General features: G+C 55.8%; 18 protein-coding genes, 2 tRNA genes and 1 CRISPR repeat array. Of the genes, 9 read left to right on the top strand and 11 right to left on the bottom strand.

The features are described from left to right. Nucleotides 1–2 precede the first annotated feature (2 nt). The 4 genes from FYJ40_RS03040 to FYJ40_RS03055 form a co-directional block, all read right to left on the bottom strand. Nucleotides 3–413 (bottom strand): hypothetical protein, encoded by a 411-nt coding sequence (locus FYJ40_RS03040; RefSeq protein WP_229770640.1) that lies wholly within the window; start codon nucleotides 411–413, stop codon nucleotides 3–5. 153 nt (nucleotides 414–566) lie between these two features. After that, a complete protein-coding gene (locus FYJ40_RS03045; protein WP_154515833.1) occupies nucleotides 567–2,090 on the bottom strand; it encodes a C69 family dipeptidase in 1,524 nt (507 codons plus the stop codon). A 99-nt stretch (nucleotides 2,091–2,189) separates the two neighbouring features. Beyond that, nucleotides 2,190–3,044, bottom strand: a complete 855-nt coding sequence (locus tag FYJ40_RS03050) for a bifunctional 5,10-methylenetetrahydrofolate dehydrogenase/5,10-methenyltetrahydrofolate cyclohydrolase (protein ID WP_154515836.1) — start codon at nucleotides 3,042–3,044, stop codon at nucleotides 2,190–2,192. 2 nt (nucleotides 3,045–3,046) lie between these two features. Continuing rightward, nucleotides 3,047–3,679, bottom strand: a complete 633-nt coding sequence (locus FYJ40_RS03055; protein WP_154515839.1) for a cyclodeaminase/cyclohydrolase family protein — start codon at nucleotides 3,677–3,679, stop codon at nucleotides 3,047–3,049. Between the two features lie 452 nt (nucleotides 3,680–4,131). On the opposite strand from FYJ40_RS03055, the gene FYJ40_RS03060 reads away from it, so the two are divergent. Beyond that, nucleotides 4,132–4,725, top strand: coding sequence for a hypothetical protein (locus FYJ40_RS03060; protein WP_154515842.1), 594 nt, complete (start codon nucleotides 4,132–4,134; stop codon nucleotides 4,723–4,725). Between the two features lie 298 nt (nucleotides 4,726–5,023). Beyond that, nucleotides 5,024–7,477 (top strand): phosphatidylinositol-specific phospholipase C, encoded by a 2,454-nt coding sequence (locus FYJ40_RS03065; RefSeq protein WP_154515845.1) that lies wholly within the window; start codon nucleotides 5,024–5,026, stop codon nucleotides 7,475–7,477. Nucleotides 7,478–7,648: 171 nt separating this feature from the next. Here the strand turns inward: FYJ40_RS03065 and FYJ40_RS03070 are convergent, their stop codons facing one another. Further along, complete coding sequence (locus FYJ40_RS03070; RefSeq protein WP_154515848.1) at nucleotides 7,649–7,903, bottom strand: hypothetical protein; 255 nt, start codon at nucleotides 7,901–7,903, stop codon at nucleotides 7,649–7,651. 469 nt (nucleotides 7,904–8,372) lie between these two features. Between FYJ40_RS03070 and FYJ40_RS03075 the strand changes: the two genes are divergently transcribed. Then, nucleotides 8,373–9,161, top strand: a complete 789-nt coding sequence (locus tag FYJ40_RS03075; RefSeq protein ID WP_154515851.1) for an ADP-ribosylglycohydrolase family protein — start codon at nucleotides 8,373–8,375, stop codon at nucleotides 9,159–9,161. Here FYJ40_RS03075 and FYJ40_RS03080 read toward each other — a convergent pair. The 4 genes from FYJ40_RS03080 to FYJ40_RS03095 all read right to left on the bottom strand — a co-directional run bounded on the left by FYJ40_RS03080 (nucleotide 9,158) and on the right by FYJ40_RS03095 (nucleotide 10,228). Further along, on the bottom strand, nucleotides 9,158–9,352 hold the full coding sequence (locus FYJ40_RS03080; protein WP_154515854.1) for a hypothetical protein: 195 nt from the start codon (nucleotides 9,350–9,352) through the stop codon (nucleotides 9,158–9,160). The genes FYJ40_RS03075 and FYJ40_RS03080 overlap by 4 nt on opposite strands. A gap of 102 nt (nucleotides 9,353–9,454) precedes the next feature. Beyond that, nucleotides 9,455–9,539, bottom strand: a tRNA-Leu gene (locus tag FYJ40_RS03085). A 1-nt stretch (nucleotide 9,540) separates the two neighbouring features. Further along, a tRNA-Trp gene (locus tag FYJ40_RS03090) sits at nucleotides 9,541–9,614 on the bottom strand. Nucleotides 9,615–9,667: 53 nt separating this feature from the next. Next, the gene (locus FYJ40_RS03095) at nucleotides 9,668–10,228 is read right to left on the bottom strand and encodes a hypothetical protein (protein ID WP_154515857.1); all 561 of its coding nucleotides are present in this window, start codon (nucleotides 10,226–10,228) and stop codon (nucleotides 9,668–9,670) included. A gap of 54 nt (nucleotides 10,229–10,282) precedes the next feature. On the opposite strand from FYJ40_RS03095, the gene FYJ40_RS03100 reads away from it, so the two are divergent. From FYJ40_RS03100 to FYJ40_RS03120, 6 genes are all read left to right on the top strand, one after another. Beyond that, a complete protein-coding gene (locus FYJ40_RS03100; RefSeq protein ID WP_154515860.1) occupies nucleotides 10,283–10,996 on the top strand; it encodes a hypothetical protein in 714 nt (237 codons plus the stop codon). After that, nucleotides 10,981–11,178 (top strand): hypothetical protein, encoded by a 198-nt coding sequence (locus FYJ40_RS08925; protein ID WP_195838540.1) that lies wholly within the window; start codon nucleotides 10,981–10,983, stop codon nucleotides 11,176–11,178. Before FYJ40_RS03100 ends, FYJ40_RS08925 begins: the two co-directional genes overlap by 16 nt. Beyond that, on the top strand, nucleotides 11,171–11,512 hold the full coding sequence (locus tag FYJ40_RS03105; protein WP_195838541.1) for a YjcQ family protein: 342 nt from the start codon (nucleotides 11,171–11,173) through the stop codon (nucleotides 11,510–11,512). The genes FYJ40_RS08925 and FYJ40_RS03105 overlap by 8 nt, the downstream gene beginning before the upstream one ends. Nucleotides 11,513–11,592: 80 nt before the next feature. Then, nucleotides 11,593–11,814, top strand: a complete 222-nt coding sequence (locus FYJ40_RS03110) for a hypothetical protein (RefSeq protein WP_154515866.1) — start codon at nucleotides 11,593–11,595, stop codon at nucleotides 11,812–11,814. Beyond that, nucleotides 11,814–12,287 (top strand): HK97-gp10 family putative phage morphogenesis protein, encoded by a 474-nt coding sequence (locus FYJ40_RS03115; protein ID WP_154515869.1) that lies wholly within the window; start codon nucleotides 11,814–11,816, stop codon nucleotides 12,285–12,287. The genes FYJ40_RS03110 and FYJ40_RS03115 overlap by 1 nt, the downstream gene beginning before the upstream one ends. Before the next feature lie 108 nt (nucleotides 12,288–12,395). Continuing rightward, nucleotides 12,396–12,551, top strand: coding sequence for a hypothetical protein (locus tag FYJ40_RS03120; RefSeq protein ID WP_154515872.1), 156 nt, complete (start codon nucleotides 12,396–12,398; stop codon nucleotides 12,549–12,551). Between the two features lie 19 nt (nucleotides 12,552–12,570). Continuing rightward, nucleotides 12,571–18,130: a CRISPR direct-repeat array (repeat unit 36 nt; unit sequence GTTTGATTACCAGTTAGATCGACACTGCTCCAAAAC). Nucleotides 18,131–18,185: 55 nt separating this feature from the next. Here FYJ40_RS03120 and csn2 read toward each other — a convergent pair. Both csn2 and cas2 read right to left on the bottom strand, forming a co-directional pair. Beyond that, nucleotides 18,186–18,866 carry a type II-A CRISPR-associated protein Csn2 gene (gene csn2 / locus FYJ40_RS03125; RefSeq protein WP_154515875.1) on the bottom strand — a complete coding sequence of 227 codons (681 nt, stop codon included), beginning with the start codon at nucleotides 18,864–18,866 and terminating at the stop codon, nucleotides 18,186–18,188. Then, nucleotides 18,863–19,171 (bottom strand): CRISPR-associated endonuclease Cas2, encoded by a 309-nt coding sequence (gene cas2, locus FYJ40_RS03130; RefSeq protein WP_154515878.1) that lies wholly within the window; start codon nucleotides 19,169–19,171, stop codon nucleotides 18,863–18,865. The genes csn2 and cas2 overlap by 4 nt, the downstream gene beginning before the upstream one ends. Nucleotides 19,172–19,193: the final 22 nt, after the last annotated feature.

Consider the following 19,193-nt stretch of genomic DNA (forward strand, 5'->3'; position numbering starts at 1 on the left):
TGCTACTCGGCCTCTTCGGCGTCCTCTGCGTCGTCGGGCTCAACGGACTCGACGGGCACCGAGGTCACGTTGTCCTCGACCGAATCGACGATGTCGCGCACATGGGCCAAAAAGGCCGTGCGCTCGGGGGCGGTCATGACGCGCACGCGGGCGAGGATGAGCTCGTCGAGCACGCGCTGAGCCGCAGTCTCGCCCTGCATGCCCAGGCGCTCGGTCAGGTCGGAGATGGTACCGCCGGCCTGCTCGAACATGTCGGACACGCTGCGGGCGATATCGGGGGTGCCGGCGTCCTTGCGCACCTGCTCGCCCTTGGCATTGAGGTCGTCGAGGACCTTCTTGCCGCCCTCGACGGCAACGGCGGCGGCGCCGAAGCCCACGTTGATGGCACCGTTAACAAGCTGATCGAATTTCATAACCATGGTTGGCTCCAATCGTGAACAACTTCATTGGCCTACTTGTACCCAAGATTGGGCAAACGACACAAAATCGTTTGTCACCGGGATAGAAATCGAGCGAGGCAAAGCCTTTGACGGCGTTTGCCCCGCTCGCTCGTTGCAAGGTTATCTTTACCTAATGTTATCGTTCATCGCGAAGGAATTCTTCATGGCACAGCTCGTGGTGTAGAGCACCTTGCCCAACAGGGCATCGGTCTCCACGCGCACGAGCTCGGCAAAGGCCTCGTTGGCGCGGGCGAGCTCGGCAGACACCTCGGCATCGGGCAGCGCGGCCACGACAGCGTCAACGTCGTGAATCTGCTTGTGGCCCATGCCGCCGACCTTCTCCTGATAATCCTCGACCGCGCGACCGCACTCATGGAAGCGGACATCGGCCAAGGCGCCAATCAGGCGATTCGCCCAATAGAAATTCTCGGACGTCACGCGAGCCTGCGTGTCGGCATAGTACTCGGGCATGGTCTCGACATTGGCGTACAGCGGCACAAGCGCGTTAAACGAGTTGGAGCCAAACGCCATCCACTGCACGGCGCGATACGCCGGCTGCGCATAGGGGCGCAGCTGCAGCACGGCGAGCTGGCTGTTGCGGTTGATGCCGATGGGACGATAGGCGCCGCGCGTGGCGGGCGTACCCTTGCTGCCGTAGCAGTCGTACTCCGTGCCCTGGTAGTGGCTCGAAAGCACGTACTTGATGTCCTCGAGGGTCACCTTGCGCTCGGGCACGCGACTCCAGGGGATGTCGTCGCTCTCGGGCGTGTAGTCGGCGTCGGGACCGTCCCACACATCGCTGGGGTTGAGACAGCGCTGCATGTACCAGGCGCGCGGCGTGTTGTAGACGTGGTCGCTGTCGCTATGCGAGCCAAAGGCCTCGCGCGGGTTAAAGACCGCGGCGGGACCGTCGCCCTTAACGCCCAGCGTAAGGTCCAGATGCCACTCGGCCATCCAGCTGCGCAGGTCGGCAGAGCACATGTGGTCGACCTGCGCGCCCTCGGCGTCGTCCAAGTCAAAGCTGTCGATACCCAGCTGGTTGGGCATGGTCACATAGGCGTCGTCGGGCACGCGCTTGGCGATCCAGTGGTGACCGCCGATGGTCTCGAGCCACCAGATCTCGTCAACGTCACTAAAGGCGATGCCGTTGTTCTCGTAGGTGCCGTAGCGCTCGAGCAGGTCGCCCAGAATGCGCACGCCGTCGCGGGCGGATTTGGCGTATGGTAGCACCAGGGTCACCATATCCTCCTCGCCCAGACCGCCGGGCTGCGCCGGAACATAGCCGTCCTCGCCCTCGTTGCCTTTGGCGGGAACGTAGTCCACGAGCGGATCGGCGCCGCGGACGCGCTCGTTGGTGGTGAGCGTCTCGGTTGCGGACATACCAACATTGAGCTCGTTGAAGCCGGCCTCGGCCCAAATGCCATGACCCGGGACAACGTCGGGGACGCTTGTGTAACGCATGGGATTGTCGGGCAGCTCAACAGTCAGGTGGCTCAGGACACTCGTGTAGACACGCGGCTGCTCGTCGGGATGCACTACGCGCATGCGCTTGGGCTCAAACACCCCATTGGGCGAGTCCTCGTTGCGGGCAACCAGCGTCGACCCGTCATAGCTCGCGTTCTTACCGACCAAAATCGTTGTGCACGGCATGCGCATCCTCCTTGAGCGAAAAAATCAAACGGCAACAGTGTATCGCTTCGGTGCAAAAAGGGCGAAACCACGGCCTCGGCAGCCCCCGTGGTAAAAAGCCTATTTCGATGTGCGCTCGGCCGCTTCGATCACGTGTTTGGCGAGAATCGCGGTGGTCACAGCCCCCACGCCGCCCGGCACGGGTGTGATGGCGTTAACGATCGGCTCCGCAGCATCAAAATCGACGTCCCCGACCAGCTTGCCAGCGGCCTCGTCCCAGTTAATGCCCACATCGATGATCGTCTGGCCCTCGCGAACCGCATCCGCGCCAATCGTGCGCGCGCGTCCAACGGCCGCAACCACTACATCAGCCGCACGACACTCGGCAGCAAGGTCGCGCGTGTGCGTATGGCACGTCGTCACCGTGGCATTGCGAGCCGTAAGCATGGCGGCAACGGGACGGCCAATCACCAGAGACCGACCGACGACCGCGACCTTGGCCCCATCCAGCTCAACACCGTAATGGTCCAGCAACGCCAACACGGCTTCTGCCGTGCAGGGAGCAAAGCCCTCGCCTCGCCCCGAAAGCGTGGTAAGTAGCGAGTCCGGCGTCATGGAGTCGACATCCTTGGCGGGATCGAGTGCCGCGGCAACCGCATCCTCGTCAAGCCCAGCGGGCAGCGGGCGAAACACTAGGCAGCCATGAACGGCGGGGTCGGCATTGATGTCCTTAATAGCCGCCAGCAGCTCATCCTGCGAAGCATCGGCAGGAAGCAAAACGCGGCGAGCCTCAATGCCAGCCTTTTCACAGCGCTTGAGGGCGCCGCGCTCGTACGATAGATCGTCCTCGCGCTCGCCCACACGAACGATGGCCAGCGTCGGCACAACGCCGCCTTCGCGCAAAGCAACGCAGCGAGCGGCAAGTTCCTCGGTCAAAGTACGGGCAACGGGAGCGCCTTTGAGCAGCTCGGCCATGGCTATCCCCTCTTCCTGGCTGCGTCGGCGGCACGGCGCGCCAGCGCATCGGCACGCGGCAGCCACGTATCCAACAGATCATCGCACGCCGCCTCAAGCTCCTCGGCGCGCGCCCGGTCTTTCATAGACGTAGTGTTGGCAAAGAGCGTCAGACTCGCGCCCTGCATGGCGGCGCGGCAGAACACGGCGCCACAAGCCACGTCGGACAGCAGCTGGCGCGAGCCTTTGTCTGCCATGTCCTCGAGCAGCGCCAGCGCGCGCCCGCAGGCATCCATAATGCGATACGGTGGCATAGCCGCCACGTGCAGCGCATCCTGAATCGCAGCCGGTCGAGCCGGATCCTCGCGCGAAATACCGTACGCCGCGGACACCTGGCCGTACGCGCGAACATCCTCGGCGACCAGGTCCACAAGTTCCTGCGCCAACTCATCCGCCCGGGCAAACGCGTGCGCCAAATCGTCCGCTCGATCGGCAAGCGCAGGGTTCGTCGCCCCGTAGCGCGCGACCATCCCGCACAGCGAGGCGCCCAGCGCGCCCACAAAGGCGCTCGCGCTACCGCCGCCGGGAACCGGCTCGCGCGCGGCAAGTGCCTCGGCAAATTCGCGACAGGTTTTATCCATCATCTCTTGGCTCATGTGCACGCACCTTCAAGTCATATAGATCGGTCGGGCGGCAACCGCCGGCCAACTGTACCGATCAAGTAATGGTGCTAAGTCTAGCCCATAAGCACATGAGCGTCAGCGCATCTGGCCATCGCGGATTTCTATGACACACGATAGGCGTCGGCACCGCAAGCATGGGACATATGACCCGCCTTTCGAGACTTCCGGACGTCAAAAACTGAGGCATATCTATAAACAAGGGATCTGTTGGGGCAACGACCGCGTACACGCGCCCCATTAAAACAACGGGCACCTCACCCTGGGGAGGGCCGACGGCATCGGCCCTCCCCTCTCCCGGACATATTGCCACTTAACGGCGCAAATCCAGCCATCAGAATGGGACACATGGCCCACCCTAGCGAGCCGTCCACGCGTACAGTAAAGGCAGGTAATCCATGGGCGGTTACAGATGAGGAGACACGACCATGAAAAAGAAGGCCTTTGCGATTCTCACCCTCTGCATCAGTCTCTTTGCTGCAGTTGCCCTGGTGGGTTGCGGCGGAAGCGGTGGCGCTACCGGCAGTGGCGGTGGCGGCGGAGCAGAAAAACCAGCCGTGGATATGAGGACCGACTTCATCTGGTTTAAGGTCGAGGTCCCCGAGGGCGTCGAGATCACCGACGTCGCTGGCGACACCGCCGATAGGGCCCAGTTTAAGTTCACCGAGAGCGAGCACGCCAGCGATCGCTTCATCCCTGTCTTCGACTCTGACAAGAACGCCGACGAGCTGTTCGACTACGAGGCAAAGTGGAAGGCCAACTCCGGATGGACCGAGAGCGACCCCGTTAAGTACAACGGCAAGACCTGGCGCAGCGCCTACTTCACGCACTCGGGCGGCGTGACGACCGAGTACTTCACCGACGTTGACGGTGGCAGCGTGTATGTGCGCATCGACAACGTAGAAGAGCACCAGGACGCTGTCGAGACCATGATGAAGTCCCTGGAGTTTGCCGATGACATCGCCAAGGCCAAGACCGAGGCCATGGACGTCAAGCTCGACGATATCGAGATCAAGCGCTAAGCGACTGGCGAGCGCAACGGGTAACACGAGCGCAGTGCTAACAAGCGGCGGTGCCCCAGCGCTTCGTACCCAGGGAGGGCCGGTAAACCGATCCTCCCTTTCTTATGCCGGTAGCCGACGAACGCGAGGATGCCGGAACCACCCTAAATGTGGCAACAGTACGAAAACGGCAGGCACCCCAACACGTCCGCCCGCCGATTTATTGCGCCGCGCAGACAATTAAACCGGCTTCTTTAAACGTCTGGGCAGTATAGTGGCCACAACGAGCGCGCAGCCGCACCCTGCGAATGGAGGAGTTATGACCGAACATCACGCCATCAGTCGCCGAGCGTTTACGCTGGGCCTTGGACTTGCAGCGTTGTCGCCTCTGGCAAGCCTGCCCGAAACCGCCATGCTGGGCATTAGTCCGCGGACAGCCTTTGCGGACGGCACGGCCGATCCAGCGGCCAGCCTCGACAAGTTCGTCATTCGCCTTCGCCCCGCGGGCTATTTTCGCACCGCGAGCGTCAACGAAGACGGCAACGTCATCGGCAACGTCTGCCACCTATTTAATGACGGAACGTCCAGCAAGCTCATCCTTGAGCACGTAGCGACCGATACAGATAATACAAAATGGTATGCCATCCGCACCCTGCTCAATTTCGAAGAGCACAAGAAGACGGGCTACAGCATTTGGTCGGTCGATGGCGACTCGGACGAAGATGGAAAGGTCATCCACGTATGGAGTGGCGAGCATGACGACAAGCCCAGCCGCTCTTTTGCGTTCGACCGCCAGCAAGACGGAACCTACATCATCCGAGACCGCACAAACGAGGACAAAGACTTTAATTACCTGGCCATAGAAAAGGACGGCAAAGACCAAGACGACAACAAGATCTGCCACAAGAGGACGAGCATTCCGTGGGAACTCGAACTTGTCGGTTACGACATGGGCGAGACCAATGCCACAGTTAGCAGCATCGACTGGATCAAGTATAGCAGCTACATCGACGGACCATGTTGGATGAGCCACGTCGACGACAACAAGTACCTCGACGAGCTGAGCATCCCGGGAACTCACGATTCGAGTACCTGCAGCGTCGACAACGACACCGAGCCCCAAACCTCGCTTGTAAAGTGCCAGCAGGATTACATACCCACGCAGTTGCTCGAAGGCATTCGCTATTTTGATATCCGACTTGGAGGGAACAACGAGCACGACGACCCCGGAATCGTCCATGGAAGAGGCTACCTGTTCAAAAAAGACGGGCACTATATGCAGCTCTCCGATGTCATCGGTTACTTCAAAACATTTTTGAACGAACACTCGTCAGAAGCGCTCATCATGCTTGTGTCACGAGGCAACAACGAAGCCACCGACGAAAGTGCTACGACGGCTTTCGCCAAGGTTATGGACGATAATCCCAATCTGTTCTACACGTCGAGCCACGTTCCCACACTGGGCGAGGCGCGCGGAAAGATCGTCCTGCTGCGTCGATTTGGACTCGCCGGCAGCAGCGCAAACGGCCGCACGTGGGGTCTCGACCTCACCGAATGGGACGACAAAATCGCAGCACACTCAGACAGCTCCTCTATGTGTCTCGTCAAAGACGCGCAAGGCTTTGAGACTACGGGCAATGCGGGCGACATAGAGCCCTATTGCACAAAGGTATATGCCCAAGACCATTACAGCTGCACGGGATCCAGTAAGATAGCATGGGTCGATAGCGCCCTGAAGGCAGCGTCCGAACTCAAGCGCAACACCGTAGATATCACTGCCGCGGATGGAACAACGATGCAGGCAACGGAGCGCTGCTGGTCTATCAACTACACCAGCTGCACGCAAAACAACCCTTTTACCGCAGCGCGAGTGGTCAACGAGCATCTGTACAAGAGCCCGTACATCAATCCCGACGGCACCGAGGATACAGAGCCAGATTACCTCAAGCACATTGGCATCATCGCATCCGACTTTGTTGATGCGGCGCTGGCCCGGAGCATCTATCAGCGCAATTACAATACGGAGCACAAGCAGACGGCTTCGTACCACCTCCCGACCCGCATGCGCATGACGTACGGCGACTCGCCGAGCGATGCCTCGCTCCAGGATGGCAAGACCGTTGGCAAGGGCTATTTCCGCCTCGTCGACAGCAGCAACGTACTCAACGTGGCGGCTTCGGGCCATGTGTTTGAAATCGTATATGTGGATGTCGACGCCTTGGGCAACGAGACCGTTACGGCGCTGCGGGGCTCCGTGCCCATCGATATCGATCCGCGCGCGTTGACACCCCATTTTAAGGGGCTCGAGGGCCTTAAGGCCGGCGAGGACGTGCGCGCCAAGATTACGGCGTCACTCGAGGGCAAGCTCGAAAACGATGCCTGCACCGCCCAACTCGAGTTTATGCACGATGCAAACGGCGCTCCGGGAACGGCGATGGCCGAAGGTGAGGCATTTGCCGCGGGAACGTACTGGGTGCGTGCGAAAAAAGACCTGTTGGGCGACGCGGCGCAGAACTACACGCTCGCCAGCGACGGAGCCGCAAGCTTTACCGTAGCGGCCTCGGATAGTGCGGGCGGCGCCGGCGCCAACGCGGGCAGCACGAACAAGAACGGTAAGGGCAACAAGGGCAAGGGCTCGGGCGGAAAGCTCGCCGACACGGGCGACGGCTCTGGCATTGCCGCCGGGCTCGCTGCCGCCGCCATAGCTACAACGGTCGCCGGCGCAGCAATGCTTGTCAACGACCGCGAAGACAGCGAAGGCGCTAGCGAATAGGCAAGCCGACCGTTTGGATACATCGACTCAATCGGGGGCGCAGGATACCGTTCTGCGCCCCTAGCTTTTGCAGATGAGTGAGCAGCGTGTCCAGCGCACTCGCAGGTCGAGCGCTCAGCCGCTGCGTCGTCCAATGCACAGCCGCAATTTTAGCCCGAACGTCGCTATCGGCTACATCAACGAGTTCGGCACGTTCACGAGTTCCTGAGCCTGGGAATGACTGCTCAGCCTGTGGGAACAGGCGGTCAGCAACCTATTACGGAGGAGCACGCGCTTACCCTTGACCCTGTTGACACCCGTAATGTCCTTGAGGTAGACGATCTTGGTATGGGTACCGAGGAAGTTGTTCTTCACGACCGCCTCGATACGATTGGGGTAGATGCTTATTCCCTTGAAAACGCCGGCACCCTTATCGTGAAACAGCACGTGTTGTTATCCACGCGCGCCACCCCTATGGAGTTCGATAAAAACATCTCTATGGCCACATTTTAGTCACCGCAAACCCTCTTCGCGGTCGTGCGCAGAGCACCAAAATCGTGTCCGCACGAGGCTTTAGACTAGAGCCAATAAAGATGTTTGATGCACTTGGTGAGCTCTTAGGATGTTCCTCAAATCGCCGGCATCGGAGGAGGTCTTACATGGTTGGATTCTTGGAAGGACGGCACCAAGCGCATGGTGTCCAAAGCTTCCATCGAGGCACGACTCGCCGACGCCCCAAAGGCAGGACGCCCGAAAGAAATGCCTGTTGCCGTGTAAAGAGACGTCTATGCATACCATTTTGACATATTGACCATTGAGTTCTCTCGATTCGCTACGTACTGCGTCGCGAATCGAGCTGGACATATTGCCGCTAATTGCCACGCATCTCCAATCCGAAGTGTAAGAGGAGTTTTCCATGACAGACAGACCGAAAACAACACTGCGCGACTGCATCTACGGACTTGCCGTTGGCGACGCGCTGGGCGTTCCCTACGAGTTCAGGCCCCGCGGCACGTTCGAATGCATGGACATGATCGGCTACGGCACGCATGGGCAACCCGCCGGCACCTGGAGCGACGACACATCTATGACGCTTGCTACCTGTGACTCGATTAGGGAGCTCGGGCATATCGACACCGCAGACATGCGCGACAAGTTCGTAGGCTGGATTGCCCGTGGCGAGTATACGATCGACGGCGTTTTCGATTACGGCGGCACGACCGCCCGCGCCTTGCGTACCGGCAAAGGAGGCTCCGGCGAGCGCGACAACGGCAACGGTTCGCTCATGCGCATCGCGCCCCTGGCGTTTGTCGACGCGACGGACGAAGAGATCTGCGAGGTCTCCGCGATAACGCACGCTCACAGAACGTCAACTGAGTCATGCATCATATTTGTTGAGCTGATGAGAGACGTGCTGAGCGGCGCACTCCCCTCGTGGGCGCTGCAGCTGAAAAGCGCTCCCGAGCACGAAATCAGATCCGGCGGCTTCGTGCGCGACACGCTTAAGGCAGCCACCTGGTGCTTCGTCAACACCAGCAGCTACGAAGACTGCGTGCTTGCCGCCGTCAACCTGGGCGACGACACCGACACCACCGCAGCCGTCGCAGGCGCCCTCGCCGGCACGGCCTACGGTATCGAGGCCATCCCGCAGGAATGGGTCGACACCCTGCGCGGTAAAGAGCTGATTGAGAACTGCCTGTTTTAGGGCGCGTCGGCAACAGAAACAGGCCAGGAGGCATGGTGGAGAGGTCGATGTTGCGTGCGGGTGCGGGGGTCTTTGCGCGACTCCTTCAGCGCGTTCTCGTAGAGCGCCTTGTAGTCGGGCTCTTGACCGGTCTCTCCGCCCTGTGCAGGTTCGGTCGGCTTGGTCTCGGTGGGCGTGGTCTCCTGGGCCACACTCCCTCCATTTCCGCCCCGTGCGGGGCATCGTCTTGCCCCGTGCGGGGCGCTTTTAGGCATGAAAAAGGCCACCCGTGCGGATGGCCTGGTTCAACGTTTTGGTCGGGGCGGCGGAACTCGAACCCGCACGGGCGATCCCCACGTGCTCCTGAGGCACGCGCGTCTACCGTTCCGCCACGCCCCGATGGCACCTGGCCGAGGAATCGAACCCCGGTAAGCGGTTTTGGAGACCGCCGCACTGCCATTGTGCTAGCCAGGTGTGTATAATCTGATTTGAAAAGCCCCGGGCGTGCTGGATAGCTAACCTGGGGCTTATTTCTTTATGTCGTCTATGGCCCCGCCCCTGGTCAACAAGATAACGCGGTCGATGTCATGCCTCGACATCTCGAGCCGCACGCGCTTCAGCGCATCCTCCCTTGTCACAGGGACTTCCTCGCAGTTAAGCACGACGATAGAGGGCCTCACCGGCCCACCTTCCACCTTTTCGAACTGCCACACTGCCTTTCTTATATTGCGCTCGATGAACCTAAGCCCGTTGATGCCAGACACATCGCTTGTCGGGCTCTTCAGCTCGCATAGCCTGCCGTCGAGCAGCAGGTCGATATTGGAAAAGCCCTCCGGCGCGTCCTCCTTGCGGACGACGACCTCGTGACCGGCTGCCCGAAGCGCCTCGTGCGCCGCGAGGTCGTAGGAGCCGCCGCGCTCGTGCGCGAAGGTCTCTTTCGGCTTCTTGTACACGACTGGAGGCCCAGGCGAACCGAGCACGGCACGCTTCGCCGCGTCCTTCTCGACTCTCGTCAGGCTTTCGTCCTCGTCGATATCCTTGAACTGAGCCCACAGGTCGAGCAGCTCCTCCGGCCTCACTCCCTCCACGAGCTCCGCGTCTTGGTCGTCCTCGAAGCCGGGGGCCCCGGCTTGTAGGTCGCCATGGTGACGCGCAGCAGGGCCGGATTACCAGCTGGATCGACACTACTCCAAAACAGAGAGCGCGGCATCCCACCTGGCTCGTTCCGCAAGATGAGCGCCGGCGACCAGCAGAATGTGCTTGACGAGGCGATGGCGACGGAGAGGGGCATCACCTCGAAGCGGCATTCGGCCCGTGGCTCGAAGGTCGACATGGACATCGTGAAGTCGGACGGCTATGCCGCGAAGTTCTCGAAGCTGGATATGCCGAGGGATGCCGTCAAGTCGCTACATGAGTCCGCTGTCGCCATGCTGACCCATCGCTCGGGCAGCGAGCTCGAAGACCTCGTGCTGGTCTCCAGGTCGAGCGGGAAGGTTGTCGCGAGGAGCACCTCCGGCACAGTGCCGTTCGAGACGGCGAGAAACGCCGAAGTCGAGAGGGCGATTTCCAGCCACCCCCGCGGTGATCTCATATCTGTACACAACCATCCGACGAACATACCGCCAACCGGGAGCGATTTCGCGTCAGCGGGATACAACGGATACGGCTGCGGGCTGGTCGCCCTGCACAACGGAGAGGTCTACTACTACAAGGTGGGAGAAGTGCCCTTTCTCGGCAAGTCATTCGACAAGAAGGTTTCCGAGAAGGTTAAAATGGGGCTGGATGAATACGACGCGATCATCGAAGTGATGAGGGCCTACGAAAGGAGCCATGGCATCAAATGGGAAAAGCTATAGACTACAGCTCCTTCGGCGTCGACGACCGGCCCGTGTCCGTTAAGTTGGCGGGTATTTCTGATGAAGCTCTCGAGGCCCTTCTCGATGACGAGCGAGAAAACCCGCCGAAAACGTGGGAAGAGGCATGGAAACGCGACATCGACTGGGAACTCGAGCACGGCGTCAGGAGCGTCAATGGCTAAGAACGACTACCACGTGATCGTCTACCGCATCCTCCTGTACCTCTATACGTGCTTGAAGGGCGGGGAGGACGTCGACCCCAAGAGGCTCGACGAGATTGCCCTCGCCGCAGGTGCGAACGAGCGGTACTGGCACTACATCCTGTGCAGCCTGCTCGACTACGGATTCATCTCGGGAGCGGTTAGGGTCGAGGTCGACAACACGTTCGACCGCGTCTATGGCCTCGACGGCGCCTGCATCACGCCCCGCGGCATCGAGTACCTGACCGACAACTCCTTCATGGCCAAGGTGAGGAAGTTCCTCAAGGATGCAAAGGACATAGCCCCGTTCATCTGACTGTGAGGCCCCGCCACGGCGGGGCTTTTTCATGCCGCGTGACCGCGGCGTGACCATCCTCCCGAACGAGGGAGGACCCCATGAACCCCATAACCGAATGCAAGAGATGCTCCGACTGCGCCATCAGGCTCGGCTTCGGCTTCACCCAGCCCGACGTGCTGATATGCACCGTGCGAGGCGACGAGGTGGGACCGGGCGACGGCTGCACCATGGGCAGCCACGGCGAGCCCGTGCAGGCCGTCGAGGCGTGCGAGGCCGACGTGTCCGGCCGCGTCGGCTACGGGTGCGAGGTGCTTGACTGATGGCCGCACCGCGAAAGGTCGGCAATGAGAAGTGGAGCGCCAAGAACGACACGTGGACCGACCGAAACGGCGCCGTAACGGAGGGCATGGGCGCCAAGGGCTTCACGCGCGGCAGCGCCAAGGGCCTGACCGCCTCCGACATCTCCGGGCTCGTCGAGGTGCGCGAGGACAACCTCGAGGCCATCGCGGAGGCCATCGACCAGGCGCTCGCCACGGCCCTCGAGGAGATAGGCCTCGTCGCCGAGGGCTACGCCAAGCGCTCCTGCCCGGTCGACACCGGCCGCCTGCGCAACAGCATCACGCACGTCACGCTGCCGGACGAGAAGGCCGTGTACATCGGCACGAACGTCGAGTACGCGCCATATGTCGAACTGGGAACGAGGCACCAGAAGCCGCAGCCCTACCTCAAGCCGGCGGCAAAGGACCACGCATCGACATACCGCGCCATCATGCAGAAGCATCTCGGGGGCTAGGGCCGCGTTACGCGCGCCTGACGATGTCGCCGCGGCGACGGACTGCCGCACGGGGAGGCCGCGACGAAATGCTGGCGCCCCCGGTTCATCCGAGGAAAAGGAGAAAGCGTGGCACTGACGCGAAAGATGCTCAAGGCAATGGGCATCGAGGACGAGAAGATCGACCAGATCATCGAGGAGCATGCCGAGAGTGCGAACGCGCTCACGACGCAGAGTGACGAGTTCAAGGAGGCTGCGGGCAAGGCGGACGACCACAAGAAGTAGTTGGACGCATTCAAGGCCAAGTTTGATTACCAGTTAGATCGACACTGCTCCAAAACACCTTTCTCTTCTCGGGTTCCCTTATCGAGTTTGATTACCAGTTAGATCGACACTGCTCCAAAACTCAGTTGACGGGGCATGCCCGCTCGAAGCGGTTTGATTACCAGTTAGATCGACACTGCTCCAAAACGAAGCCGCTGACTGGAGATTCCCCCAGGCAGTTTGATTACCAGTTAGATCGACACTGCTCCAAAACCACTGATACCCCCACGTTTTTATTGCACAGTTTGATTACCAGTTAGATCGACACTGCTCCAAAACAACCGCATCGAAGTTTGCTCCGAGCTTAGGTTTGATTACCAGTTAGATCGACACTGCTCCAAAACCCCTGCTTGCCAGTGGCGCGGGCGTGGGCGTTTGATTACCAGTTAGATCGACACTGCTCCAAAACGCGTGTGCGGCCCTGTAATGGCCCTATAAGGTTTGATTACCAGTTAGATCGACACTGCTCCAAAACGCGCGTATAAGGCGTGGTTTTAGCTTGACCGTTTGATTACCAGTTAGATCGACACTGCTCCAAAACGGTCGATGAATTGCTTGAGCCAATGCCTCGGTTTGATTACCAGTTAGATCGACACTGCTCCAAAACAAACATCAGAATACGGGGAACACCTTCCCGTTTGATTACCAGTTAGATCGGCACTGCTCCAAAACTATCATTGATACAGATACAAAAACTGTTGTGTTTGATTACCAGTTAGATCGACACTGCTCCAAAACAGCTCGATAACGTCGGTAAGTATGTTCTCGGTTTGATTACCAGTTAGATCGACACTGCTCCAAAACGGAGGCCCTTCAGCGTCTCCGCGAGGCCCTGTTTGATTACCAGTTAGATCGACACTGCTCCAAAACACCTTTCTCTTCTCGGGTTCCCTTATCGAGTTTGATTACCAGTTAGATCGACACTGCTCCAAAACTGGTGAGCTGTGTGGGCTTCAACTAAACACGTTTGATTACCAGTTAGATCGACACTGCTCCAAAACGGCAATACTCGAAGAACTCGTCCCATTCCGTTTGATTATCAGTTAGATCGACACTGCTCCAAAACCAAGTAATACGTCCATACCGGGAACCCGGTGTTTGATTACCAGTTAGATCGACACTGCTCCAAAACACCTACCCTTATTACGTTTTGTAATAAGGGGTTTGATTACCAGTTAGATCGACACTGCTCCAAAACCGCTCGCGGTGAGCTTCGAGCGGCGGCGGTGTTTGATTACCAGTTAGATCGACACTGCTCCAAAACTACTTAGCAGCGCAGGTATCCTCATCATCGGTTTGATTACCAGTTAGATCGACACTGCTCCAAAACAGGACAGGGAGACGGCGCTTGCCGTGAGCAGTTTGATTACCAGTTAGATCGACACTGCTCCAAAACTCACTCGGATAATAATCTTGCATTAGTTCAGTTTGATTACCAGTTAGATCGACACTGCTCCAAAACTGCATACGGAAGCGGACCCCAGGTGACTTTGTTTGATTACCAGTTAGATCGACACTGCTCCAAAACTTGTAAATTGCGCTAGTAGCATTTGTGCGCGTTTGATTACCAGTTAGATCGACACTGCTCCAAAACATTCATTCGTCAACTTTGGCCTGTCGGCATGTTTGATTACCAGTTAGATCGACACTGCTCCAAAACCCGTTTGTGCAAATAACGATAGTGAACTTGTTTGATTACCAGTTAGATCGACACTGCTCCAAAACCGTAGGCCATGTAGTATCCGTAGGCAAAGGTTTGATTACCAGTTAGATCGACACTGCTCCAAAACGCGCAACAGCAAAAAGGCGGCAATTTAAAATGTTTGATTACCAGTTAGATCGACACTGCTCCAAAACCGTGAAACATTGTAGTCGATATGCGGTTAGTTTGATTACCAGTTAGATCGACACTGCTCCAAAACGCACTTGTGGACGAGCTGGGATACAAGCTCGTTTGATTACCAGTTAGATCGACACTGCTCCAAAACCGGTGCCGATAAAGTTATCGTGCATCTCGTGTTTGATTACCAGTTAGATCGACACTGCTCCAAAACGTGTGGATACTTACTAGGGTAAGGTGCTTAGTTTGATTACCAGTTAGATCGACACTGCTCCAAAACACCTACCCTTATTACGTTTTGTAATAAGGGGTTTGATTACCAGTTAGATCGACACTGCTCCAAAACAATCCACATCTCGACTTCCTCGTCATCACCGTTTGATTACCAGTTAGATCGACACTGCTCCAAAACTGGTATGCCCTCCTATAGCGTACCGTTGGCGTTTGATTACCAGTTAGATCGACACTGCTCCAAAACGACTTGGGGGGCTTGGTTTGGATGGACGGGTTTGATTACCAGTTAGATCGACACTGCTCCAAAACGACGTTCAATGGCTTTCTCTGGTAAAGCACGTTTGATTACCAGTTAGATCGACACTGCTCCAAAACTGATTTGGTTTGCGATGCTGGACGACAACTGTTTGATTACCAGTTAGATCGACACTGCTCCAAAACATGAACTGAAGGGGAGAGGGTTCAATTGCGTTTGATTACCAGTTAGATCGACACTGCTCCAAAACTAAAGTTCGTGACAATGACCTTAGTCAAGGGTTTGATTACCAGTTAGATCGACACTGCTCCAAAACCGTTCGATTCAACCAAAACAAGAAGGCGGTAGTTTGATTACCAGTTAGATCGACACTGCTCCAAAACGGTTTGTCACGCTCATTATTGTTTTCTCCTGTTTGATTACCAGTTAGATCGACACTGCTCCAAAACAGAACCTGCCGCGCATGTCGTTGCGGGCGTGTTTGATTACCAGTTAGATCGACACTGCTCCAAAACTTCCCTGAGGACGAGGACGAGGACGAAGAGTTTGATTACCAGTTAGATCGACACTGCTCCAAAACATAAGTTTGCAGCCGATACGTTCACTATCGTTTGATTACCAGTTAGATCGACACTGCTCCAAAACCGTTTGCGAATGGCTACAGTCTAACCGTTCGTTTGATTACCAGTTAGATCGACACTGCTCCAAAACCGTGGCCCGTGCCCGGCGTTTTGTGTAGCAGTTTGATTACCAGTTAGATCGACACTGCTCCAAAACGAATCTCTTCAACATCAGAATAGTCAGCAGTTTGATTACCAGTTAGATCGACACTGCTCCAAAACACCCTCGCGGGTATAGTTGTAGGCATATGCGTTTGATTACCAGTTAGATCGACACTGCTCCAAAACGAAAACCTGAAAAACCCTGTCGCGCCGCGTTTGATTACCAGTTAGATCGACACTGCTCCAAAACATACATATGACCATCTGATTGATATTGCAGTTTGATTACCAGTTAGATCGACACTGCTCCAAAACTTAGTACCACAGGCAATAGAGTTGTAGTAAGTTTGATTACCAGTTAGATCGACACTGCTCCAAAACCGTAGACAACCGACAATCTTTCCGTACACAGTTTGATTACCAGTTAGATCGACACTGCTCCAAAACAAGTTGTTAACGTTTAGTATTTTATTACACTGTTTGATTACCAGTTAGATCGACACTGCTCCAAAACAGACAACTGTCTCAGTTGTTTGGATACGAGGTTTGATTACCAGTTAGATCGACACTGCTCCAAAACAGACAACTGTCTCAGTTGTTTGGATACGAGGTTTGATTACCAGTTAGATCGACACTGCTCCAAAACCAAACAATGTACCAGAGGTTGATTTTCACGGTTTGATTACCAGTTAGATCGACACTGCTCCAAAACGGCCACCGTGTCGGTATAGCGGTTGCACGCGTTTGATTACCAGTTAGATCGACACTGCTCCAAAACAGCACTGCATCCTGCGCTTGGGACAGCTCGTTTGATTACCAGTTAGATCGACACTGCTCCAAAACGGGCGTGCCTGGTACACGGCGCACTCCTTGGTTTGATTACCAGTTAGATCGACACTGCTCCAAAACTGGCGTGCTTGTCGGATTCACTGAAACCGCGTTTGATTACCAGTTAGATCGACACTGCTCCAAAACACGCTCACGGCCGTTAGGGATGGTTCTATCGTTTGATTACCAGTTAGATCGACACTGCTCCAAAACTCCTTGCGAATGTTCTCCATTGCCTTGCGGGTTTGATTACCAGTTAGATCGACACTGCTCCAAAACTCTGCCTTGGCTATATAGTAAAACAGTTGGTTTGATTACCAGTTAGATCGACACTGCTCCAAAACCCCCTCCTGTCTGTCTAGAACCTCATATAGGTTTGATTACCAGTTAGATCGACACTGCTCCAAAACCAAGCGCCTTATGGGTCAGGTAGTGGAGTGCGTTTGATTACCAGTTAGATCGACACTGCTCCAAAACTTTCCATGTTGAAGAACAGCCCGCAAGATAGTTTGATTACCAGTTAGATCGACACTGCTCCAAAACGAGCTGCTTGTTCAGCTGCCGAATCTCCGCGTTTGATTACCAGTTAGATCGACACTGCTCCAAAACAGTAAAGTAAAGCCCAAGAGAAGGGATATAGTTTGATTACCAGTTAGATCGACACTGCTCCAAAACATGCGAACGAGACGAACGAGAGACTCGTTGTTTGATTACCAGTTAGATCGACACTGCTCCAAAACCATAGAGCTGTTCTAGATAGACAGAAGAGGGTTTGATTACCAGTTAGATCGACACTGCTCCAAAACGGAATCGTCCTCAAGCTCCACTCCCATTACGTTTGATTACCAGTTAGATCGACACTGCTCCAAAACACGAGCGGGAGCATTGGCCGCGTCGTCAGGGTTTGATTACCAGTTAGATCGACACTGCTCCAAAACACTTAGTCTGCGGCGTGCAGCAGTAGTGCGTTTGATTACCAGTTAGATCGACACTGCTCCAAAACCCGAGGAATACGTAAAGGAGAACAAGAAAGTTTGATTACCAGTTAGATCGACACTGCTCCAAAACCGCTGCCGTGTTGGTCACATAAGAGCGATTGTTTGATTACCAGTTAGATCGACACTGCTCCAAAACAGCTTCGGATTTAATCGTATACGGAAGCTGGTTTGATTACCAGTTAGATCGACACTGCTCCAAAACTCTCAATGACGGTTTTCACGGCATTAAAAAGTTTGATTACCAGTTAGATCGACACTGCTCCAAAACTACAGCATAACTACAAGCTTGTGACAAAAGGTTTGATTACCAGTTAGATCGACACTGCTCCAAAACGTGGTCGCCGGCCCTGTCGGCGTCGTTGAGTTTGATTACCAGTTAGATCGACACTGCTCCAAAACTAACACCTATCGCGGCGCTAGCAGAGGCGCGTTTGATTACCAGTTAGATCGACACTGCTCCAAAACCAGTAGCCATGCTTCCTCCATTAGCCACGGTTTGATTACCAGTTAGATCGACACTGCTCCAAAACCAAATAGTAGCAAACAACCGTAAAACAAAGGTTTGATTACCAGTTAGATCGACACTGCTCCAAAACATCTCTTCCATGCTTCACCTCCTAGAGCCGGTTTGATTACCAGTTAGATCGACACTGCTCCAAAACCATTGGAGCAAATTCCCTACTGCGACGGGACGTTCAATCTAACCGGTCGGTTCTTTCAATGCTCTAAAAACTGCAGGTCAACCGTTAGTTTATGTTCATGTCCGTAAGACATGGTATCTTTTTTATTCTCCAGGAGCAACAGACTCAACTTAAGGAAAAACACGTGGTCATAGAGCGTTTGCAGCTCATTTTCCGTCAAAAAAGTTTTGAGATTTACAAATACGATTGTCTTTCTACAGCCAGCGTCAAGAGCAAATGAAAGGAAATTCAGCAGATTATCAAGGAACGATTTATCTTCTTGAGGCGCTGCGCCAAATCCTAAAAACTTGAGGTAGCGCTTCAAATCCCATTCTAACCCAAACCCCAAATCGGCATTAAAGCCAAGGTTCAATCCGCCTAAACGCAGCTTTATTGCACGCTCGGCCTCTTCCACCTGCATACGCAGATCTTCGTCTTCTAGAAACTCGCGCTCAACCTTCTTGGTGATTGCGGTCATAAACGCACGGTCATCCCATGGAAGATTCAGTGCATCAGGTACCACCATCAGAGCGTTGCCGGGCTTAATCTCCTCATCGTCTTTCCAAAGGGAATAAGGCTCCATTGCCTGTCGTCCCAATCCGTTTTGCAAAGAAGCTACAATCCGCGCGAACAGAGCCGAGTTCTCGACTTGCAAAACCGATGTCTCCCCTGCTGTTAGCTCCAACGAGTTCTCAAGTCCCGCAAATACGAGCCTCATAAAACCAGAAGCTCCTCCATCGTGTCTATCTCCTCATGAGCCTCGCGGTTACCCGTAATGTACTCCATGGTCGAAAACTGAGATTCGGTCACGCGCAAAACCTGTACAAGGCCAGCTGGCGGGCGATGCTTCCTGAGTCTTTGCACTGCGCTTCCCGCCGCCCCATCATTAACAACAAGCTTTGCATACACGGATTCCTGGAGCATAAGATAGCCATCTTTAAGAAGAAACTTGCGGAACACCCGGTAGTCTTTTCTCTGCGCAGGAGTATCGACGGGCAAATCAAAGAAGACAACAAGCCTCATATATCTGATCCTTTCCCCGGCA

This window comes from Collinsella sp. WCA1-178-WT-3 (M1) (assembly GCF_009696325.1).
In the GTDB taxonomy this organism is placed as follows: domain Bacteria; phylum Actinomycetota; class Coriobacteriia; order Coriobacteriales; family Coriobacteriaceae; genus Collinsella.